The organism is Phyllobacterium sp. LjRoot231 (assembly GCF_964253365.1).
Lineage (GTDB): Bacteria > Pseudomonadota > Alphaproteobacteria > Rhizobiales > Rhizobiaceae > Phyllobacterium.
Genome location: NZ_CAXUQT020000001.1, coordinates 972,983 through 993,992, shown reverse-complemented (window position 1 = coordinate 993,992; position 21,010 = coordinate 972,983). Strand labels below are relative to the sequence as shown.

Here is a 21,010-nt window from a genome sequence, read left to right as displayed (position 1 = left end):
AAATGTGTTCAAAATGGACCCGGTTCCATGACAAAATGTAACGGTATATTACAACGTCCGGTTGCAGATGGCGGCACGGGCCCGCCGCGATCAGCCATATGGGATATTTACGCCATGATTTGCATGATGCTATGGAAAGCTATTCGCCTCTCGCCCGAGGGGCTTGCGGGTGGAGGCCCGTCATCTCAGGTTCTGGAGGAAATGGATGTCCGAGAAGGTTTATCCCGTGCTGGCAAGCGCGAAGAAAAACGCGCTCATCGACAATGATACCTATCTCAACTGGTACAAGCAGAGCATCAAGGACCCGGAGAAATTCTGGGGCAAGCACGGCAAGCGCATCGACTGGTTCAAGCCTTTCACCAAGGTCAAGAACACCTCGTTCGAGGGCAAGGTCGCGATCAAGTGGTTCGAGGACGGCGTCACCAACGTCTCTTACAACTGCATCGACCGCCATTTGAAGAAGCGCGGCGACCAGGTCGCGATCATCTGGGAAGGCGACAATCCCTATCTCGACAACAAGATCACCTATAACGAGCTCTACGAACAGGTCTGCCGTCTCGCCAATGTGCTGAAGAAACATGGTGTCAAGAAGGGCGACCGCGTTACCATCTATATGCCGATGATCCCGGAAACATCCTATGCGATGCTTGCCTGCACCCGTATCGGCGCCATCCATTCCGTCGTCTTCGGCGGCTTCTCGCCGGATGCGCTGGCCGGACGCATTGTCGACTGCGAATCCACCTTCGTCATTACCTCGGATGAAGGCATGCGGGGCGGCAAGCCGATCCCGCTGAAGGATAATACCGACAAGGCGATCGATATTGCCGCCAAGCACCATGTCATGGTCAAGAACGTGCTTGTCGTGCGCCGTACCGGTGGCAAGACCGGCTGGGCACCCAACCGTGATCTCTGGTATCACGAGGAAATCGCCAGCGTTAAGCCGGAATGCAAGCCGGAGAAGATGAAGGCGGAAGATCCGCTGTTCATCCTCTATACCTCCGGATCAACCGGCAAACCGAAGGGTGTCCTCCACACCACCGGCGGCTATCTCGTCTATGCTTCGATGACGCATCAATACGTCTTCGATTACCATGATGGCGATATCTATTGGTGCACTGCCGATGTCGGCTGGGTCACCGGCCATTCGTATATCGTCTATGGACCGCTCGCCAATGGCGCAACGACACTGATGTTCGAGGGCGTTCCCAATTACCCGTCCGTATCGCGCTTCTGGGAGGTCATCGACAAGCACAAGGTCAATATCTTCTACACCGCCCCGACCGCCATCCGCGCGCTGATGAGCGCCGGTGACGAGCCGGTCAAGAAGACCTCACGCGAGTCTCTGCGTATCCTCGGTACCGTCGGTGAGCCGATCAATCCGGAAGCCTGGGAATGGTATTACCAGGTCGTTGGCGACAAGCGCTGTCCCGTCGTCGATACCTGGTGGCAGACGGAAACAGGGGGCATCCTGATCACGCCATTGCCCGGTGCGACGGCGCTGAAGCCCGGCTCAGCCACGCGGCCCTTCTTTGGTGTTCAGCCACAGCTTGTCGACAATGAAGGCAATGTGCTTGAAGGAGCCGCCGACGGCAATCTCTGCATCACCGATGCCTGGCCGGGTCAGATGCGCACGGTCTATGGCGATCACAAGCGCTTCATCGAGACCTACTTCTCCACCTATAAGGGCAAATACTTTACAGGTGACGGCTGCCGCCGCGACAAGGACGGCTATTACTGGATCACCGGCCGCGTCGATGATGTGCTCAATGTTTCCGGTCACCGCATGGGCACGGCGGAAGTGGAATCCGCGCTTGTCTCGCACGATACGGTTTCGGAAGCTGCTGTGGTCGGCTACCCGCACGACCTCAAGGGACAAGGCATTTACTGCTATGTCACGCTGATGGCCGGTCTTGAGGGCACTGATGATCTGCGCAAGGACCTCGTTGCGCATGTGCGCAAGGAGATCGGCCCGATCGCCACGCCCGACAAGATCCAGTTCGCTCCGGGCCTGCCGAAGACCCGGTCGGGCAAGATCATGCGCCGCATCCTGCGCAAGATCGCCGAGGATGATTTCGGCGCTCTCGGCGATACGTCGACCCTCGCCGATCCGGCGGTGGTCGACGATCTGATCGCCAATCGCCAGAACAGGAAGGGCTGAGGCGGGAGCATCCATTGCTCCCTCCCTGGGCTCGGCCTTTAAATTCGACCTGATAAGTCAGCTGGTGTGATTTTCGAGAACCGGCGCGCAGTGGACATTCTCGTCCATGAGCACCGGAAGCGCAGAAAATCGCATCAGATGGCCATCAGGGTGGATTTAACGATAGAGGTCAGCTCGCGTCTGCGGCACGGCTGACAGTCCACGCTTGCGCTTGGATGCCAAAGTCTGGTTGATCTGGACCGTACCCCGCTCGAAAGCCAGCGCGCAGCCGGTCAGATAAAGCAGCCAAAGCCGTGCTTTGGGTGCGCCCACTTCCGCGATCGCCTCGTCGAACCGTGCATGCAGGCGATCAGCCCAGATACGACAGGTCTTGCCGTAATGCTCGCGCAGGTTTTCGACGTCGTGCACTTCGAAACCATAGCCTTCGAGATTCTCAACGGTCATGCCGAGATGGTCGAGTTCGCCGCCCGGGAAGATATATTTCACCAGAGCAAGATGCTCGGCGCTCTTGCGGCCAAAAGTCTTCTTGTTGCGCTTCATGCGCCGTGTGATCGCATGATGCAGGTAAAGCCCGCCCGGTCGCAGCAGCCGGCGTACGCTGGAATAATAGGTGTCGTAGTGCGCGATACCCACAGCCTCGAACATGCCGATCGATGAAATCTTGTCGAACTGCCCTTCCAAGTGCTCGTAGGATTTGACGTGAATGGTGATCTTGTCTTCAAGACCTTCTGCCCTGATCCGCTCGCGCGCGAGCGCGGTCTGCGCCTCGGACAGCGAGACGCCAGTGCCGGTCACGCCGTAATGCTTCGCCGCATAGATCAGCATGGCGCCCCAGCCGCAGCCGATATCGAGGAGCCTGTCGCCCGGCTGCAGGCGCAGCTTGCGGCATATCAGCTCCAGCTTGTCGGCCTGCGCCTGGTCGATTGTGTTGGTCCAATCGGTAAAATAGGCGCAGGTGTAGACCATGCGCTCGTCGAGGAAGAGCTGGTAGAACGCATTCGACACATCATAGTGATGGGTGATCGCTTCCTTGTTGGAACCGCTGACAAAGGGATTTTTGCCACCGAGACCGGAACTGCCGGCCTTGCCACCGCCGAGCAGCAGCGAAGGCACATCCTTCAGCAACTGCCATTTTGGCAGGCTCTTCAGCTTCTGCTTGAATTTTCCTGATGGTCCGCGCTCGACCAGATCGAACAGCGTTCCGTTCTTCACGTCGATCTGGCCGGAAACCCACAATTCGACGATCGAGCCAATATTGGGCTTCAGGGCAAGCTGGCGCACCACCATCGGATCGTTGATAGCGAGGATCGGCCCATCGGTCTCGCCAATACGCGTACCGTCCCATAATTCGACGGCGAATTGCGGCTCGAGTACATCGATTACCGTGCGGATAATCCGTGCCGCTCTATCTTCAGCTGCCATCTTGTGCCCCTAACACCTGCCCGAATACCGGCCACCGGCGCTTTGTGAAAACTTGGCATGGCTTATGGCGGCAATTGCGGTTTTGCAAGCCGTCTGGAAGACGCGTCGAATTTTTCTCTTGAAACGCGGGCAAAGACACCCCATTCTTGTTTTGTGTTCAACGAATGAAAAGGAGGTGATCCGATGTCTCGTGATTTCGAAAACTGCCACAAGGCGTCTGATGCTTTCCATCGGGGATCGTCTCTCCGTTGAATAAGCACCCTGGTTAATTCGGGGAAGAAGGCCAAACGACAGCTTTGTGCCAGACGGAATTGCGGGGCCACCCTTCGGGGTGGCCCTTTCCGTTTATGCGGTCTGAATTTTGACAACCGCTGCTTTGCTCTTCGCGAAATTGATGCTACCAAGATTTTGCCTGAAAACGGTGCACTCTGCCTTATCTGAAGGCAAATCCCTCTGAAAGATCGAGCAAATGTCGGTTGCTATAGCCCAAAACGCTGCGTCAAGGCGTGCATGGCGTGATGAAATCGTTGCGATGCTCTCGCTGAGCTGGCCGATGATTCTGACCAACCTTGCGCAGACGGCGATGACAGCGACTGACGTCATGATGATGGGCTGGGTGGGAGCGGATACGCTTGCCGCCGGTGCACTCGGCACCAATCTCTATTACGTTCTGATGATTTTCGGCCTCGGCCTGATGCTCGCGACCTCGCCGATGATGGCGCGCGAGCTCGGCCGCAACAAATTCACCGTCCGCGAATTACGCCGTACGGTGCGCCAGGGTCTGTGGATCGCGGTCACCATTTCGATCCCGATCTGGCTCGCATTGTGGAACACCAAGGCGATCCTTGTAGCCATGGGACAGGATCACGCGCTTGCCGCCGACGCCGGCAATTATGTGCGCGCGCTGCAATGGGCGGTGCTGCCCTTCTACTGCTATATCGTCGTACGTTCCTTCATCGCCACACTTGAGCGTCCCGGCTGGGCCCTGGTCATCGCTCTTTTTGCCGTCGCCTTCAACGCGCTGGCCAATTGGCTGCTGATCTTCGGCCATTTTGGCTTTCCCAAGCTTGGTATCGTCGGTTCCGGCATTGCAACGTCACTGTCTTCCGCGTTGATGTTTGGAGGGCTCGTCGTTGTTATCTCCCTCGACAAACAATTTCGGCGCTACCGCTTGTTCGGGCGCTTCTGGCGGGCCGACTGGCCACGCTACCGCGAACTGTTCCGCCTCGGCTTGCCGATTGCGGCAATCCTGAGCTTCGAGGTGACGATCTTCAATGCCGCCGCCTTCCTGATGGGACTGATCGGCGCCGATTCGCTCGCTGCGCATGCCATCGCCATCCAGATTGCCTCGATCGCCTTCATGGTTCCGATGGGTTTCGGCCAGGCGGCAACGGTACGCGTCGGCCGCGCCTACGGTGCACAGGATCATGAAGGCATCAAGCGTGCCGGCTGGGTTGCATTCACAGCCGGCACGGGCTTCATGGTGCTGACGGCGTCGCTGATGCTTTTGGCACCCCATGCTCTGATAAGTGCTTTCATCGACGTCAACGACCCTGCCAATGCGAGTGTCATTTCGCTCGCCGTTACATTTTTGGCGTTCGCCGCGTTGTTCCAGATCTTCGACGGCGGCCAGGCTGTTGCAAGCGGCATGTTGCGCGGCCTGCACGACACCACCATTCCGATGATCTATGCGGCAATCGCCTATTGGGGTGTCGGCCTGCCGCTATCGATTGGCCTCGGCTTCTGGCTCGGCATGGAAGGCGCTGGCATTTGGCTTGGGCTATTGTGCGGCCTCGCAACGGCCGCGCTTCTGCTGATCAGCCGCTGGTTACGACGCGAGAAACTCGGGATCGAGATTATCCCTTAAAAGTCGATGGTCCGTCCCTTTATCTCCCAATCGCCAAAGCGTGCGGGATCCTTGCCGCCGCGGCCGCCGATTTCGCGCGGTTGGTCAGTCTGTTCCTTCTCGGCCTTGCGGCGGGCTTCCGCCTCAAGTCGAGCCCGCTGCGCAGCTGGTGGCAGTTGCTCGAATGTCGGACGCGGCCGGTTGTCGTCATTGTCCGCGTGCGGTGTTACTGATGTCTGTTCGTCATTCATAACGGTCATGCTCGTCATTGAAGCTTGCTGTATAAAACACCATCATATAGCGGAAGACGACCAATAAAAGGAATGGACTTGATAGCTTTGTCCAATATGGGAGGACTGATGCCATGAATGTAATGCGCACCGGAATGCTGCTTGCCTTTATGACTGCCCTGTTCATGGGCGTCGGTTTTCTCATTGGCGGAACGGGCGGCATGATGATCGCCCTCGTGATAGCCGCAGGAATGAATCTCTTCAGCTACTGGAATTCCGACAAAATGGTGCTGAACATGCACCACGCGGTCGAGGTCGATGAGGCAAACGCACCGGAATATTACGGCATTGTCCGGGATTTGGCAGCAAATGCAAATCTCCCCATGCCGAAGGTCTACCTCATTCAGAACGATCAGCCCAACGCCTTTGCTACCGGGCGCAATCCACAGAACGCCGCGGTTGCTGCCAGTACGGGCCTGCTGCAGCGCCTGTCGCCCCAGGAAGTCGCCGCCGTGATGGCGCACGAACTTGCACATATCGAACACCGCGATACGCTGACCATGACCGTCACTGCCACCCTTGCCGGTGCCATTTCCATGCTCGGCAACTTCGCCATGTTTTTCGGCGGCGGCAGCCGCGAAAACCATAATCCGCTCGGCTTCATCGGCGTCCTCATCGCCATGATCGTCGCGCCGTTTGCCGCCATGATCGTGCAAATGGCAATCAGCCGCACGCGCGAATACGCTGCCGACCGGCGTGGCGCGCAGATCTGCGGCAATCCGCTGTGGCTGGCATCAGCGCTCAACAAGATCGCCCGCGGCGCCAGGGAGATCGTCAACGAGGATGCGGAGCGCAATCCCGCCTCCGCTCCGTTGTTCATCATCAATCCGTTGAGCGGCCAAGGCGCCGACAATCTGTTCTCTACCCATCCGAGCACGGAAAACCGCATCGCCGCGCTTGAAGCGATGGCAAACGAGTTCAGCCAAGCGCCTGCAGCGCCTCGGCCTTCCCGCGCACCGCAAGCGCCGATCGATGACGAACCGCAGGATGACCGGCCGTCCCCGTGGGGCCGCGATGGCGGCGGCCGTAAAGGCCCGTGGGCATGAGCGTGGAACCCGGTACCAGACGACCAGCCAAACGACCTTTAGGCAAAAAACCGGCAGATTATATCGATGCGGAAGATCGTCCCGGCCTCGCAGCGCGTCAGGTTGCAACGCGCCTGCTTGGCGCCGTCATCGAGAAGCACACCTCGCTTGATGGCCTGACCGACAACAGCAACGGCCACCCGCAATATATGGCACTCGACGACCGCGACCGCTCGCTGGTCCGTGCCATCCTCGGTGCTGCGCTGCGCAATCGCGGCACGATAGAAGCCGCAATCAGCCAGCTGATCGACCGGCCATTGCCTGAAAACGCCGTTGCCCTGCGCCACCTTCTGCATGTCGCTGCTGCACAAATCCTCTATCTCGACCTGCCCGACCGCGCCGCCGTTGATCTCGCAGTGACCGCCGCCAATAATGATCCGCGTAACCGCCGCTTCGCCTCGATGGTCAATGCAGTCCTTCGCCGGCTGTCGCGCGAAAAGGAAACCTTCAAGGGCGAGGTCCATCCGCACGCCAGCAATGTCCCGGCCTGGTTCGAGAACAGCCTCATTGCCGCCTACGGCAAGGACAAAACCAAAGCCATTCTCGACATCCAGAGCAAGGAGCCGCCTATCGACCTGACGGTGAAAGGCGACCCGCAGGAGTGGGCCGAACGGCTTGGTGGCATCGCCTTGCCAACGGGTTCCGTACGTCTTGCCACCGTCGAAGGTGCGCTGACCGCTCTTCCCGGCTTTGCGGAAGGGCAATGGTGGGTACAGGACACAGCCGCGAGCCTGCCAGCGAAGCTGTTCGGAGACATCAAGGGCCAACGCGTCGCCGATCTCTGCGCCGCGCCGGGCGGCAAGACCGCCCAGCTTGCACTGGCGGGCGCCAATGTCACCGCGCTCGATCTTTCGGCCAACCGCCTGAAGCGCCTGCGCTCCAATCTCGATCGCCTGCAGCTTTCCGCAGAAACAGTGGAAGCCAATCTGTCCGCCTATCAGCCAGCCGAGCTATTTGATGCGATCCTGCTCGATGCACCGTGTTCTTCAACGGGCACTGTGCGACGCCACCCGGACGTGCCATGGACCAAGACGCCCGAAGACATCCGAAAACTGGCGCAGCTTCAGGCGAAACTTCTCGACCATGCCGTCACCATCGTCCGCCCCGGTGGTATTGTGGTCTTTTCCAATTGCTCCCTTGATCCTCTGGAAGGAGAGAAAGTCGCCAATGACCTCCTCGCCAAGAACCCAGGTGTCGAGCTCGTTGCGGTGACGAAAGATGAAGTCGGCGGCCTTGCCGAACTGATCACCAAGGAAGGCTTTGTCCGCTCTACGCCCGCCGATCTTGCCCATGAAATTCCGGCACTTTCGGGCATGGACGGCTTCTTCGCGGCGCGTTTCAAACGGAAATACTAAAATTTTAACGGTTTCAGATGCATAGTCGGTGTTTGTCGACGGCGATTCGAAGCAATAATAATATGGTCGCGTTAAGCGAAACACCGCAATTGTGGGGACTGGCAACAGCGCAACTTTGGCGCCGTTTCCGCAGGCGTGTGCGCATGGGCCCGCTTTATCGCTGGCGTTTCACCGGTTTCACGCCGGAACGCGTTCTCATCGCGCCGCAGGATCTTCGCCCCGCCGATCCGCAATTGGCGGAAGAGTTCTACCATGGCCGTTTCGCCCTTGCCGGCAGGGTTGTCGAGACCGGCGGACGCTCGCCATTCCTGGTTGAACCGCCCAATGCCGCATGGCAGGCCGCTCTGCACAATTTCGGTTGGCTGCGTAATTTGCGTGCCGCAGGCACCGACCTTGCCACCGCCAATGCGCGTGCCCTGCTCAGCGACTGGATTACCACCCACGGCCGTTCGATTACAGGTCCCGCCTGGCTGCCGGAGGTCACCGCCCAGCGCATCATCGCCTGGCTGCAGCATTCGAGCCTCATCCTTGCCGGCACAGACCTGCGCTCCTACCGCCAGTTCATGCGCTCGCTCGCCATGCAGGTACGCTATCTGCGTACGATGGCCGCAGTCATGGATGACGGCGAGGAGAAGCTTCGCGCTCGCATCGCCCTGGCCTTGGCCGCACTGGCATTGCCTGTCGCATCCAGCACCAGTCGCTCGGCGCGACGCAATCTCGAGTTTGAGCTCACGCGGCAGATCCTGCCGGATGGCGGTCATATCTCACGCAACCCGCTGATCGTCCTGGAGCTGCTGGCCGATCTCCTGCCCTTGCGCCAGACCTATGCCAGCGGTCAGGAAGCGCCGCCGAAAGCTCTCATCGAAGCCATCGAGCGCATGCTACCGGCGTTGCGCTTCTTCCGCCATCATGACGGCAGCCTTGCCTTGTTCAACGGCGTTGGCGCCACCATGCCGGAACGGGTAATCGCAGTGCTGCGCCATGACGATATCGGCGGTCTGCCGCTGACCCATGCGCCGCATTCGGGCTATGAACGCCTGTCGATGGATTCCACCACGATCATCGCTGACACGGGACTCGCACCGCCGGTAACGGCCTCGCGCGATGCCCATGCCGGCTGTCTCTCCTTCGAGATGTCGTCCGGCCGCAACCGCTACATCGTCAATGCGGGCGTCGATCGCTATGGCCCAGCGGAGTTCCGCCCGCTGGCCCGCTCCACGGCCGCGCATTCGACGGCAACGATCAACGACACGTCTTCTTGCCGGTTCAGCTCCTCCGGTCTCTCGACCATGATTGGCACGCCGATCATCGCCGGTCCGACAAAGGTCAATATCGAGCGAATCGAACGCGAAGGTGCTGTCGGCTTTGTTGCAAACCATAATGGCTACGTCCGGCCCTTCGGCATCTTCCACGAGCGGCAGATTGTCCTGTCGCACAATGGCAGCGTCATCGAAGGCATTGACAGTTTCTTTGCGGCCGGACGCAATCCGCTGCGCGATACCGGCGCGGAGGATGTTGTCATCCGCTTCCACCTGCATCCGTCGGTCAACATCACCGTCGATGAGCATGGCCTGATCATCCTGCAGGCGGAGAATGACGATATCTGGATGTTCTCGGCGACGGTGCAGCCCTTCATCGAGGATTCGCTGTTCTTTGCCGGATTTCGGGGACCGGTCAAAACTCACCAAATCACGCTTTCGGTCAATGCCGCCCAGCGCCCGGAAGTCGAATGGCAGTTCACCCGCACCACGCTCGGGGTTTACGGATAACGTCTACTTCACTCTGGCCATTTTTCTTCTGGCCAATCTCGCGACATATGGATTACCCGCAAAATCGATACCGTTCCTCCGCCAGTCGTATTGGTGATGGCATAGGAAAGGAGGTAGGGTAGTCGGGCAACAGGTTTTTCATATGTTCCGCTTACACGACCGGGCCGTCCAGTGGCAAAGTCGCTAAGACCGTTACCGGCTTTTTCAATCGCATCGGCAACCTTCTCGGCAGCAAAAGGATTGTCCCGGGCAATGTAGCGGAGGATATCAAGATAGTTTCGAGCTGCCTCGTCGGACCAGACGACCGGCCTCATTCCTGCGGCGTCTTCTTCTGTACCTTTTTAGCATCCGCAATGATTTGCCGGGCCTCTCCCATAACCTGAGCGTGTGAAACGACACGCCCAGCTTCAACATCGGCGCGGCCGCGGTGAATGCCTTCGATGATTTCAAGTTCACGATCGACATAAGCAGAAACCGCTTCTGCTGCGAGATAGGATTTACTACGCCTTGTGTCGCGTGCGAGTTTCGTAAGTTTCTCTTTGACGTCCGATGGGACACGAATAGTCATTGTGGTACTGGCGGTCATGGGGTGGCCCTGTGTTGATTTGTGTACAGTATAGCACACATTAGCGCGTCGCCGGCGATATGGGTTGAAAAACCCACCCGATCACCAATCTGTGTTTCAGCTTCGGGGGCGACATCTGTCCGTTGGGCTTGTATAGAGTTGCAACGCTGCCGCCTGCTCGGCGCGCTTGCACCTCAATCATCGTCGCATCCACCAGGAGTCCGAACCATGGAGTATCGTCAACTTGGCCGCTCCGGCCTCAAAGTATCCGCGCTCAGCCTCGGCACGATGACCTTTGGCGGCAAAGGCAATTTCGCCAAGACCGGTGACACTGACCTGCAAGGCGCCAGGCGGCAGATCGGCATGGCGCTCGATGCCGGGATCAACCTTATCGACACAGCGGACATTTATTCGACCGGCGCTTCCGAGGAGATCGTCGGTCAGGCCCTCAAGGGCAAGCGCGACAAAGTCCTCGTCGCCACCAAGGCGCGGTTTCGCATGGGCGAGGAAATCAACGATGCGGGCCTGTCGCGCTACCACCTGATCCGGGCTGCAGAGGCCAGCCTGAAGCGCCTCGGCACCGATCACATCGATCTCTACCAGTTGCATCAGTGGGACGGTCTGACACCGCTCGACGAAACGCTGGAAGCGCTCGATACACTCGTGCGATCCGGCAAGGTACGCTACATCGGCGTATCGAATTTCTCGGCCTGGCACCTGATGAAGGCAATGGGCATCGCGGCGCTGGAAAAGTTCATCGCGCCGGTTAGCCAGCAGATTCACTACAGCCTCGAAGCACGCGAAGCCGAATATGAACTGGTTCCTGCGACCCTTGACCAAGGCCTTGGCGTGCTGGTCTGGAGTCCTTTGGCCGGAGGACTTCTCTCAGGCAAATACCGCCGCAACAAGGCGACACCGGAAGGCACACGTCAGCTCGCCGATTGGGGTGAGCCGCCGATCCGCGATCAGGAGCGGCTTTACGATATTATCGAAGTGCTGGTTAGCATCGCTGAAGCCCGCAATATTTCCGCGGCGCAGATCGCGCTTTCCTGGCTGCTTGGGCGCAAGGCTGTGACCTCCGTCATCGTTGGCGCGCGTACCGATGCCCAACTCGCAGACAATCTCAAGGCTGCCGATGTGGTCCTGAGCGCTGAAGAGCGTGCGAGCCTGGATAAGGTCAGCCAGATACCGCTCATCTACCCGTACTGGCATCAGGCCCGTACCGCATCCGACCGGCTTTCTGCCGCTGATCTTTCCCTGATCGAACCTCACCTCAAATAACGAGAAGCCGGAGGTGGGAGGACCGCCGGCAGCGAGAACCTTATGGCCTATTCCCGAGATACCGTCCTGCCGCAATCCGAACCTGCCGAGGCTGCAACAGAATTGCCGGGGCTTTCCCCGGCATTGACGTTCCTATTCGCCTTCGCCTGCGGGGCGATGGTCGGTAATATTTATTATGCGCAAGCACTGATTGGTCTCATCAGCACTGACCTTAATATGCATGGCGGCATGGCCGGTTTCATCGTGACGGTGACCCAGCTCGGCTACGGCGCGGGGCTGCTGTTTCTGGTTTCGCTGGCCGATCTCGTCGAAAACCGCCGGCTGGTTCTGCTGACGCTTGCTGGTACCGCACTCGGTCTCGCCGGAGCAGCTCTGTCCGGCTCGGCAATGACCTTCCTCTTGTGCTCCTTCGCCATCGGCTTCTTCGCTTGCGGCGCACAAGTACTCGTTCCTTTCGCTTCTCATCTGGTTCCCGCCGCCTCACGCGGCCGCACCATCGGCAATGTCATGGCGGGCCTCTTGACCGGCATCATGCTGGCGCGGCCGCTGGCCAATCTGGTCGCTTCGGAATTCGGATGGCGGGCGATCTTCTGGATTTCGGCGGCAGCAATGCTCGCTGTCCTTGTACTTTTGCGCGCCGCACTACCACAACGCCAGCCGCATGGCAGCATGCGCTATGGGGCGATCCTCAAATCGATGTGGCATCTCCTTGTCACCACACCGGCCCTGCAACGCCGTGCTTTGTATCAGGGCATCATCTTCGCGAGTTTCAATTTGTTCTGGACCGGCATTCCGCTATTGCTCACCGACAAGTTCGGCTACAGCCAACGCCAGATCGCCCTGTTTGCCTTGGCCGGAGCGGCTGGCGCATTGGCCGCTCCCGTCGCTGGCCGGCTCGCAGACCGTGGCTATACAAGACAGGGGACAGCGACAGCCATGGTTACCCTGACGCTGTGGTTTCTGATTGCGGGTTGGGCTGGAACTGCCATCTCGATCACCGCACTGGTCCTCTCGGCGATCTTTATTGACAGCGCCGTCCAGACCAACCAGATCCTCAGCCAGCGCATCATCTTCTCACTCAATGATCAGGCACGCGGACGACTCAATGCGATCTATATGACGATCGTCTTCCTGCTCGGTTCGGCCGGTTCGGCGCTTGCCGCCGCGACCTATTTCTATGGTGGCTGGTGGGTCACCTCGCTGACAGGCGCTGCAATGGGACTAGCCGTTCTTCTGGTGTTTGCCACAGAACCGCGTACCAGGTCGTAAACATAAAAGGTAGGATTCCGCCTTTGCCTGTGCTAACCGGCTGGCAAAATCCGCTCAATATTTCATTCTGTAAGGACGAACCCCATGGCCGCCGCCGCCAAATCCTATTCCCCACCGAACCTTTATCCTGTCAAGCGGGCGCTTCTCTCCGTTTCCGACAAGGCCGGCCTTACCGCGCTTGCTCATGCGCTGCATCGCCACGGCATTGAAATCCTCTCCACCGGTGGTACCTCCAAGACGATAGCCGCCGAGGGCATCCCCGTTCGTGACGTCGCCGACATCACCGGCTTTCCGGAAATCATGGATGGACGTGTCAAGACCTTGCATCCGAAACTGCATGGCGGGCTGTTGGCCGTGCGAGACGATCCAGAACATACAGCAGCGATGAAGGCGCATGATATCGGCGCCATCGATCTCGTCGTCATCAATCTCTATCCGTTCGAAGAGGTCCGCCATTCCGGCGCCGACTACGCCAATATCGTTGAGAACATCGACATAGGCGGGCCGGCCATGATTCGCGCAGCCGCCAAGAACCATGCCTATGTCGGTGTCGTCACCGATACCGGCGACTACGACATGGTTATCGCCATGCTCGACAAGCATGAGGGCTCGCTGCCCTATTCATTCCGCCAGAGCCTCGCCGCCAAGGCCTATGCGCGCACTGCCACCTATGACGCAGCGATTTCCGGCTGGTTCGCCGAAGCGCTGATGACCGAGACACCATCGCGCCGCGCTATCGGCGGTCACCTGCATTCGGTCATGCGCTATGGCGAAAATCCGCACCAATCGGCTGGTTTCTACCTTACCGGGGAGAAGCGTCCAGGCGTCGCCACGGCTACCCAGCTGCAGGGCAAGCAGCTCTCCTACAACAACATCAACGATACGGACGCCGCCTTCGAACTCGTCGCCGAATTCGATCCGGCCCGCACATCCGCCGTCGCCATCATCAAGCACGCCAATCCATGCGGCGTCGCCGAAGGCGCGACGCTGAAGGAAGCCTATCTGAAGGCGCTTGCCTGCGATCCGGTCTCGGCCTTCGGTGGCATCGTCGCGCTCAACAAGACGCTCGACGCCGATGCCGCCGAGGAAATCGTCAAGACCTTCACCGAAGTCATTATCGCACCGGATGCAACACCGGAAGCGCAAGCGATCGTCGCCGCCAAGAAGAACCTGCGCCTTCTCGTAGCCGGTGGTCTGCCCGATCCGCGCGCCGGTGGCATCAGCGCCAAGACCGTCGCCGGCGGCATCCTTGTTCAGTCGCGCGACAGCGGCGTCGTCGATGATCTCGAATTGAAAGTGGTCACCAAGCGTGCACCGACGGAAGCCGAGATGTCCGATCTCAAGCTCGCCTTCCGCATCGCCAAGCATGTGAAGTCCAATGCCATCGTCTACGTCAAGGATGGCGCGGCGGTCGGTATCGGCGCCGGGCAGATGAGCCGTGTCGACAGCGCCCGCATCGCCGCCCGCAAGGCAGAAGACGCCGCCGAAGCTGCAGGTCTCGCAACACCGCTGACCAAGGGCTCCGTCGTCGCATCCGACGCGTTCTTCCCCTTCGCCGACGGCCTGCTTTCAGCAGTCGCCGCGGGCGCAACGGCTGTCATCCAGCCGGGCGGATCCATGCGCGACGACGAGGTGATTGCCGCGGCCGACGAGCATGGTATCGCCATGGTCTTCACTGGCATGCGCCATTTCAGGCACTGACCTTCGCGGCCGGATAGGGTGTCTTGAACAGGACCGCCAGTCCGGCCAGCAAAAAAAGAATAATCATCGCCATGCCAAGGCGCGGCGAGCCGCTGGCCGCCGTTACCGTCGCCACCAGGAACGGCGCGAGAAAACTCGTCGCCCGTCCGGACAGCGCATAGATGCCAAAATAGCGTCCTGCTTCGTCAGCTGAGACGCTGCGCGCCATAAACGAGCGCGACGACGCCTGCACGGGTCCGAAGGCGATGCCGATCAAGAGGCCGAAGCCGATATAGGCTTTCTCTGCCGGCGTGCCGAACAGGCCGCCGCTATCCGCCCCCGGCAATTGTACGAGGCCGAACAGCGTATAGCCGGGACCGGTCGAGACGATGCCGATCGTCGCGACTGTCAGCAACACCAGCGAAATCACCACCACGACCTTCGACCCAAGCATTGTGTCGAGCCTGCTTGCTGCAAGGCAGCCGAAAATGGCGACCACATTCAGTATGATGCCGAAGATGCCGATCTCCGCCGTTGCCCAGCCAAACATTGTCGCGGCAAAGGCTCCACCCAGCGCGATCAGCGCATTCACGCCATCCTGATAGATCATGCGGCCGACGAGAAAGCGGAATATCCCGGGCCGCTGCCGCACCTCTCTGAGGGTGGACTTCAGTTCCGTTAACCCCACGCGCACGGCTTTGCCAACCGGTAAACCCTTCGCACCATCCGGCGTGAAAAAGAACATCGGCAGGACGAAGACGAAATACCACAGCGCCGACAACGGCGCCGTTGCGCGATCGCCCTCGCCTGCCGCCGGATCGAGCCCGAAGATCGGGCTCAATCCCAGCATGGTCTTGCCGGTTTGCGGCGACGCGGCCATGAATGCCACGACGAAGATCAGCACGATCATACCGCCGAGATAGCCGAGGCCCCAGGCCATATTGGATATCCGCCCGATATCCTTTGGTGCCACCAGCCGCGGCATCATCGAATCGTTGAAGACGATGGAAAATTCCGCTGCTATCGACGCCAGCGAGAAGAACACCAACGGTACAATCAGGCCGGAGCCCGGCGCCGCAAACCACAACATGGTCAACGAGAATATCTTGATGATGGCGAAGAAACCGATCCATGGCTTGCGGCGTCCCGTCTGGTCGGCAATCGATCCGAGCACCGGCGACAGAACCGCGATGAACAGCCCCGAAATAGCGATACCATAACCCCAGGCTGCCTGGCCAACGGCGGGGTCGCTTGCCATGCGCGAGACGAAATACGGTCCGAAGATGAACGTGGTGACGACGGTGAAGAATGGCTGCGCCGCCCAGTCGAAGAGCATCCACCCCCAGATGCCCCTTCTCGATGCAGCCATTCGCTATCCCTTACTCATCGAGCCCAACTGCCTATGACAGATCGGAAAGCAATCCCGCCGCCACGGCAAGCCGCGAGACGGTCAGATCGCCCGTTTCCACAATATTCGCCATGCGCTGCCGCACCTCGTCGACGCGTGCACCCCGGCTCACCAGCCAGTCTTTCGCCGGATCGGCCTGCTTGCCATATTTGCTGAGCGCCGCCACAGCGATACCGCGCCGCGCCTGCGAAATCAGGTCAGTGGCACGGGCAAGCGCCAGTCCATCATAGTAATCGGCTATGGAAACGCCCCGCGCCGCGTCCTCGATACGCCCGATGCGGAAGGCTTCGGATATGTCGAAATAGGCTCGCGCGGCGCTGGCCATATCGATATTGGCCTGCTGCGCAACGGCGGCGATGTCCGGGATGATCGGCGCAATCTCCAGCCGTGCCAATTGCGCGGCGAGTGCCGGAGGTGCACCGAGGGCTGCATTGCTGGCAGCGTCTTCGCGGATCATCCCGGTCATTGATGCCGGCAAGAGCTTGTCGAGGCGCGGCTGCAGCGCATCACGTGCCGTCTTGATCTCCGCGATCGCCGCGCCGAGGCCAACAACGCTTGTCCGGTTGCGCAGAACCCAGGCGGTCGTCCAGTTCAGCATCTGTGCCACTTTGGCGTAGAAACCGTTCTGCGTTTCGCCCGGAATTACATTGTCCAGCGCGTCGATCCCCGCGAACACCCCGTCCAGCTCAAAGCCATCCCGCACGATCACATAGGCGCGCACGATCTCCGGGCCCGACTGGCCGGTAAGGTCCGAAAGCCTGCTGACGAAGGTCGGGCCGCCACGATTGATCACGTCGTTGGCAAGCTGCGTCGCGATGATTTCCCTGCGCAGGCGATGCGTGCGGATTTCGTCGCCAAAGCCCTCCTTCATCTGCCTCGGGAAATACTCCATCAATTCGCCTTCGAGATAGGGATCGTCCGGCAAATCGCTTGCCAGGAGCTGATCGGACAGGACGATCTTCGAATAGGCGAGGAGAACGCCGAGCTCAGCCCGGCTCAGTGGAATGCCTTCCACCTGCCGCTCCGCCATCGCCTTGTCATCGGGCAGCGTCTCGACCTTGCGGTTAAGGAGTTTTTTCGTTTCCAGATCACTGATGAAGCGCGCCTGATAGGCAAGGTCGGCGAGGCCACGCCGCTGTGCTAGCGAAAGGGCCAGTGTCTGTAGATAATTGTTGCGCAGCACCAGATCACCAACCTCGTCGGTCATCGATTCCAGCAGCGTGTTGCGCTTGTCGCGTTGCAATTTCCCGGCGCGCATGGCCTGCGCCAGTGCGATCTTGATATTGACCTCGACGTCGGACGTATTGACGCCGGCCGAATTGTCGATCGCATCGGAATTGCAGCGCCCGCCGAGCAATCCGAACTCGATACGCGCCTTTTGCGTAACGCCGAGATTGGCGCCTTCGCCGATAACTTTCGCCCGAACATCGCTGCCGGTGATGCGGATCGCGTCATTGGCGCGGTCACCCGCTTCCGCATCGCTTTCCAGCGACGAGCGGACATAGGTACCTATACCGCCGAACCATAGGAGGTCGACGGGCGCCTTCAGGATCGCCGTCATAATTTCGAAGGGCGTTGCCGTGGTCTTGGCAAGGCCGATGACCTTTGCGGCTTCCTTCGACAGGGTGATGGACTTTTGCGAGCGCGAGAAAATGCCGCCGCCTGCGGAAATCTTGGTCTTGTCGAAATCCTGCCAGCTGGAGCGCGGCAGATTGAACAGTCGCTGGCGTTCCTTCAGCGTCGCCTTCACATCGGGCTCGGGATCGATGAAAATATCGCGGTGGTCGAAGGCCGCGACAAGCTTCGTCTGCGGCGATAGCAGCATGCCATTGCCGAAGACATCACCCGACATATCGCCGACGCCAACAACCGTGAACGGCGTTTTCTGGATATCGGTGCCGATCTCGCGGAAATGCCGCTTCACGGCTTCCCAGGCGCCGCGCGCGGTAATACCCATTTTCTTATGGTCGTAACCGGCCGAACCGCCCGAAGCGAAGGCATCGTCCAGCCAGAAATCATGCGCCTGACTGATCGCATTGGCGGTGTCCGAAAAGGTCGCAGTGCCCTTGTCGGCGGCCACGACGAAATAGGGATCGTCGCCATCGAGCCGGGTCATGTTCTGCGGCGGCACAACCGTCTCGCCCTGGAGATTGTCGGTGACCGAGAGCAGGGTCGAGATGAACGTGATATAGGCCGCGCGGCCCGCCTCAAAAATGGCATTGCGATCACCGCCAACCGGTAGCTTTTTCGGATAGAATCCGCCCTTCGCGCCAACAGGAACGATGACCGCGTTCTTCACCTGCTGCGCTTTCACCAAACCCAGCACTTCCGTGCGGTAATCCTGCGCACGATCCGACCAGCGCAAGCCGCCACGTGCGACTGGACCAAAACGCAGGTGCACGCCCTCGACCTCCGGGCCATAGACGAAAATTTCGCGGTAAGGCCGCGGCTCCGGCAGTTCATCCAGCGATCGCGGATCGAGCTTGAAGGCCAGCGTCACGCGTTCGCTGCCGTCTTCTTCCGGCGCAAAGGCATTGGTGCGCAGGGTTGATTCGATGAGGTTGAGAAAACGGCGCAGGATGCGGTCATCGTCGAGGCTCGGGACGCCCTGTAGCGCTTCCTCGATAGCAGAGCGTATCGTCGATTGCCTGCGTTCCGACTGCGCCCCTGTCTTGGACGGGTTGAGTTTCTGATCGAACAGATCGAAGAGCTGCCTGGCGATCGCCGGATAGCGGTTAAGCGTCGCCGCGATGAAATCCTGCGAATAGGGAATGCCTGCCTGCTGCAGATAGCGCCCGTAAGCGCGCAATATAATGATCTGCCGCGCCGTCAGCTGCCCGGTAAGAGCAAGCGCGTTATAGCCGTCATTGTCCGACGCACCGTTCCAGATTGAGCGGAACACGTCTTCGAAAAGATCGCCGTCATCGGTGAGATCGATCGCCGAACCCGAGGCGCTGGTGAGTTCCATATCATGCACATATAGCGGGCTGCCGTCGGCGGCCGGCAGCGCAAATGTCTGTTCGCTGATGACACGAAAACCCATATTCTCCAGCAAGGGAACACGCTGTGAGAGGGCAACGGCCGAGCCGTAATGATAGATCTTCAGCGAAGCGGCATTGGGCCCGTCGGTCCGGTGCCGGTAGAAATCGACATAAAGCGGATTGTTGCGCGCCAGGCCGGCAATGCGGCTCGCATCGACCAGCGCCTCGTCCGGCGAAAAATTCTCGCGATAGGAATCCGGGAAAGCCGCGGCCAGGGATGTGAATTCGGCGGTTCCCGTACGGTCCCCGACCTCTGCGACTGCATCTTCCCAGGTGCGCACGATCGAGCGAACGGTTTCTTCCAGCGCCTCACGCTTGACCTTCGGAAATTCGTCCTCGGCATGGCCGACAATGAAGTGCACGCGAGCAAGACCGCCCTCGGGAAATGCCGGATAATAAGCCGACACATGCCCCTCATACACATTGGCAAGGTACGAGCCTATTTTCTCGCGCACGATGGAATCATAGCGTTCGCGCGGTACAAAGACGATGATCGAGGCGAAGCGACCAAACGGATCAATGCGCGGCAGGACTCGCACGCGCGGCCGCTCGCCTAGCGCCAATATGATCTCGGCGTAGCGGGTCAGCGTCTTGACGTCGATCTGGAACAGGTCATCGCGCGGATAGCTCTCAAGCACCTTGATCAGCTGTTTGCCCGAATGATCTTCGCGGTTGAAGCCGAGCCGGCTGATCACCGCCTCGGTCTTCGAGCGCAGATAGGGAATTTTAAGAACCGAACGCGTATAGGCGCCAGAGGTGAACAGTCCGACGAAACGCAATTCGCCGCTCACCTTGCCATCCGAATCGAATGTCTTGACGCCGATATAGTCCATATAGCCGCGACGGTGCACCAGCGACTTGGTGTTGGCCTTGGTGACGATCAGCGGTTCCGGGCCGGTCAAAAAGGCGATGATCTGCGGTGTTGTCGTCACACCCTGGTTGCCGCGCTTCAAAACCCGCACGTCGGGATCGCTCAGGATGCCAAGGCCCCGCTTGCCGGAACGCTCCAGCTCGCCCTGACTGTGGTCGCCCTGATAGTCGTATTCACGCACGCCAAGAAAGGTAAAATTGTTGTCGCGCAGCCACTCGAGGAATTCTACGGCCTCTTCCGCTGCAGCCTTTTTCATCGGCGTTTTGCCGGTCCTGTAGGACTCGACCGCCTCGCCCAAGCGCGCCACCATGGCTCCGCGATCACTAACAGCTTCGCGCACCTGCTTGAGCACAGTGGTAAGCGCGGCGGTCATGATCTCGCGCGAAGGTGCATCAAGCGCTGGAACATGAATCTGCATGACGCTCACTCGCGCCACATCCTTGCCCGGCTTGTCCGGACCGGCAGCACCGAGAACGCTGTTCTTGTCGATATCCATGACCGGATGCAGCACGAGATAAACCGATGTAACGCGCTCGCTGATCTCGCCAAGCACCGAATCGAGCAGGAAGGGCATATTGTCATTGATCAGGGTGACGACGGTGACGGGCCGGGCATCACGGTATACGATATTGCCTTCGCTGACGTCGATGACCGGTTGACCTGACTTGAACTGCGCCAGCGCATCCTCTGCGAGCTTCGCCGAAGCCGTCAGCGCACCCGCGTCGTAATCGGCAAGGTCTTCTTCCGGCGCCCGGGCAAACAGCAGGTCCTGGAACAATCCTGCGTTTGGTTTCTTTTCCTTCGCGGCTTTCGGTGGTTTTGACTTCGTAGCGGCTTTTAAGTCCGGTTTGTTCTTGGAAGCCATAAAATATTCCCCCTGGATTATGTAATTGGCTCGATCATAGCCGCTCAGAAGCTATTTTCGACCACAAACTGCACGGTCGCAGTGAAAATAGTGTGACACGCAACA

The 21,010-nt window shown here is 59.5% G+C and carries 14 protein-coding genes; 8 read left to right on the top strand and 6 right to left on the bottom strand.

Annotated elements, in window-relative coordinates:
* Positions 1–205: 205 nt before the first annotated feature.
* Positions 206–2,158, top strand: coding sequence for an acetate--CoA ligase (acs, locus tag ACSQ3H_RS04755; protein WP_436115987.1), 1,953 nt, complete (start codon positions 206–208; stop codon positions 2,156–2,158).
* Positions 2,159–2,314: 156 nt separating this feature from the next.
* On the opposite strand, the gene ACSQ3H_RS04750 is transcribed toward acs, so the two are convergent.
* Positions 2,315–3,580, bottom strand: a complete 1,266-nt coding sequence (locus ACSQ3H_RS04750) for a class I SAM-dependent methyltransferase (RefSeq protein ID WP_436115986.1) — start codon at positions 3,578–3,580, stop codon at positions 2,315–2,317.
* A 469-nt stretch (positions 3,581–4,049) separates the two neighbouring features.
* On the opposite strand from ACSQ3H_RS04750, the gene ACSQ3H_RS04745 reads away from it, so the two are divergent.
* Positions 4,050–5,447, top strand: coding sequence for an MATE family efflux transporter (locus tag ACSQ3H_RS04745; RefSeq protein ID WP_436115985.1), 1,398 nt, complete (start codon positions 4,050–4,052; stop codon positions 5,445–5,447).
* On the opposite strand, the gene ACSQ3H_RS04740 is transcribed toward ACSQ3H_RS04745, so the two are convergent.
* On the bottom strand, positions 5,444–5,695 hold the full coding sequence (locus ACSQ3H_RS04740; RefSeq protein ID WP_436115984.1) for a DUF1674 domain-containing protein: 252 nt from the start codon (positions 5,693–5,695) through the stop codon (positions 5,444–5,446). The two genes, ACSQ3H_RS04745 and ACSQ3H_RS04740, sit on opposite strands and share 4 nt — an antisense overlap.
* A 95-nt stretch (positions 5,696–5,790) precedes the next feature.
* Here ACSQ3H_RS04740 and htpX point away from each other — a divergent pair, with 95 nt between their 5' ends.
* The 3 genes from htpX to ACSQ3H_RS04725 all read left to right on the top strand — a co-directional run bounded on the left by htpX (position 5,791) and on the right by ACSQ3H_RS04725 (position 9,925).
* Complete coding sequence (gene htpX / locus ACSQ3H_RS04735) at positions 5,791–6,762, top strand: zinc metalloprotease HtpX (RefSeq protein WP_436115983.1); 972 nt, start codon at positions 5,791–5,793, stop codon at positions 6,760–6,762.
* Positions 6,759–8,156 (top strand): RsmB/NOP family class I SAM-dependent RNA methyltransferase, encoded by a 1,398-nt coding sequence (locus tag ACSQ3H_RS04730; protein WP_436115982.1) that lies wholly within the window; start codon positions 6,759–6,761, stop codon positions 8,154–8,156. Before htpX ends, ACSQ3H_RS04730 begins: the two co-directional genes overlap by 4 nt.
* Before the next feature lie 62 nt (positions 8,157–8,218).
* On the top strand, positions 8,219–9,925 hold the full coding sequence (locus ACSQ3H_RS04725) for a heparinase II/III family protein (RefSeq protein WP_436115981.1): 1,707 nt from the start codon (positions 8,219–8,221) through the stop codon (positions 9,923–9,925).
* 8 nt (positions 9,926–9,933) lie between these two features.
* Here the strand turns inward: ACSQ3H_RS04725 and ACSQ3H_RS04720 are convergent, their stop codons facing one another.
* Together ACSQ3H_RS04720 and ACSQ3H_RS04715 are read right to left on the bottom strand one after the other, a co-directional pair.
* Positions 9,934–10,239 carry a type II toxin-antitoxin system RelE/ParE family toxin gene (locus ACSQ3H_RS04720; RefSeq protein ID WP_436115980.1) on the bottom strand — a complete coding sequence of 102 codons (306 nt, stop codon included), beginning with the start codon at positions 10,237–10,239 and terminating at the stop codon, positions 9,934–9,936.
* Positions 10,236–10,511, bottom strand: coding sequence for a CopG family ribbon-helix-helix protein (locus tag ACSQ3H_RS04715; protein ID WP_436115979.1), 276 nt, complete (start codon positions 10,509–10,511; stop codon positions 10,236–10,238). Before ACSQ3H_RS04715 ends, ACSQ3H_RS04720 begins: the two co-directional genes overlap by 4 nt.
* Before the next feature lie 207 nt (positions 10,512–10,718).
* Between ACSQ3H_RS04715 and ACSQ3H_RS04710 the strand changes: the two genes are divergently transcribed.
* From ACSQ3H_RS04710 to purH, 3 genes are all read left to right on the top strand, one after another.
* Positions 10,719–11,771, top strand: a complete 1,053-nt coding sequence (locus ACSQ3H_RS04710) for an aldo/keto reductase (protein WP_436115978.1) — start codon at positions 10,719–10,721, stop codon at positions 11,769–11,771.
* A gap of 42 nt (positions 11,772–11,813) precedes the next feature.
* Positions 11,814–13,040 carry an MFS transporter gene (locus tag ACSQ3H_RS04705; protein ID WP_436115977.1) on the top strand — a complete coding sequence of 409 codons (1,227 nt, stop codon included), beginning with the start codon at positions 11,814–11,816 and terminating at the stop codon, positions 13,038–13,040.
* A gap of 84 nt (positions 13,041–13,124) precedes the next feature.
* Complete coding sequence (gene purH / locus ACSQ3H_RS04700; protein WP_436115976.1) at positions 13,125–14,741, top strand: bifunctional phosphoribosylaminoimidazolecarboxamide formyltransferase/IMP cyclohydrolase; 1,617 nt, start codon at positions 13,125–13,127, stop codon at positions 14,739–14,741.
* Here purH and ACSQ3H_RS04695 read toward each other — a convergent pair.
* Both ACSQ3H_RS04695 and ACSQ3H_RS04690 read right to left on the bottom strand, forming a co-directional pair.
* A complete protein-coding gene (locus ACSQ3H_RS04695) occupies positions 14,731–16,089 on the bottom strand; it encodes an MFS transporter (RefSeq protein WP_436115975.1) in 1,359 nt (452 codons plus the stop codon). The two genes, purH and ACSQ3H_RS04695, sit on opposite strands and share 11 nt — an antisense overlap.
* Positions 16,090–16,120: 31 nt before the next feature.
* Positions 16,121–20,905, bottom strand: a complete 4,785-nt coding sequence (locus tag ACSQ3H_RS04690) for an NAD-glutamate dehydrogenase (protein ID WP_436115974.1) — start codon at positions 20,903–20,905, stop codon at positions 16,121–16,123.
* Between the last annotated feature and the right edge of the window lie 105 nt (positions 20,906–21,010).